The sequence below is a fragment of the Pseudomonas sp. genome (assembly GCF_030696055.1).
In the GTDB taxonomy this organism is placed as follows: domain Bacteria; phylum Pseudomonadota; class Gammaproteobacteria; order Pseudomonadales; family Pseudomonadaceae; genus Aquipseudomonas.
The window spans coordinates 1-1,130 of the sequence record NZ_JAUYNP010000313.1; the positions used below are offsets into that span (position 1 = coordinate 1).

Here is a 1,130-nt window from a genome sequence, read left to right on the forward strand (position 1 = left end):
CCTGTTCAGCCCGAGCGAAGTGCCGGACCTGCACGACCTCACCGGCAAGGCCTTCGAAGAGCGCTACGAGTACTACGAAGCCCTGACCCAGTTCGGCGGCAAGATCAAGCTGTTCAAGACCATCCAAGCCAAAGACCTGTGGCGCAAGATGCTGTCGATGCTGTTCGAAACCGGCCACCCATGGCTGACCTTCAAAGACCCGTGCAACCTGCGCAGCCCGCAGCAGCACGTGGGCGTGGTACACAGCTCCAACCTGTGCACCGAGATCACCCTGAACACCAACGCCGACGAGATCGCCGTGTGCAACCTGGGCTCGGTCAACCTGCCGAACCATATAGTCGACGGCAAGCTGGACAGCGCCAAGCTGCAACGCACCATCAACACCGCCGTACGCATGCTCGATAACGTGATCGACATCAACTACTCCTCGGTGCCGCAGGCGCGTAACTCCAACGTCAAGCACCGTCCGGTCGGTCTGGGCATCATGGGCTTCCAGGACGCGCTGTACCTGCAGCACATCCCCTACGGCTCCGACGCCGCAGTGGACTTCGCCGACAAGTCCATGGAAGCGGTCAGCTACTTCGCCATCCAGGCCTCCTGTGACCTGGCCGACGAGCGCGGCGCCTACTCCACCTTCGAAGGTTCGCTGTGGAGCAAGGGCATCCTGCCGCTGGATTCGCAGCAGATCCTGATCGAGCAACGTGGCCAGAAGTATATCGACGTCGACCTGACCGAGTCCCTGGACTGGGCCCCGCTGCGCGCCCGTGTGCAGAAAGGCATCCGTAACTCGAACATCATGGCCATCGCACCGACCGCCACCATCGCCAACATCACCGGCGTGTCGCAGTCGATCGAACCGACCTACCAGAACCTCTATGTGAAATCGAACCTCTCCGGCGAATTCACCGTGATCAACCCCTACCTGGTCCACGACCTCAAGGCCCGCGGCCTGTGGGACTCGGTGATGATCAACGACCTCAAGTACTACGACGGTTCGGTACAGCAGATCGAGCGCATCCCGCAGGAGTTGAAAGACCTCTACGCCACCGCGTTCGAAGTCGACACCAAGTGGATCGTCGACGCCGCCAGCCGCCGCCAGAAGTGGATCGACCAGGCGCAGTCGCTGAACC

At 61.4% G+C, this 1,130-nt stretch carries 1 protein-coding gene; it reads left to right on the plus strand.

Going from position 1 to position 1,130, the window contains the following annotated elements; translation table 11 throughout:
• The coding region (locus Q8Q83_RS18955; protein ID WP_305625684.1) for a ribonucleoside-diphosphate reductase subunit alpha at nucleotides 1–1,130 on the plus strand (1,130 nt) is incomplete at both ends.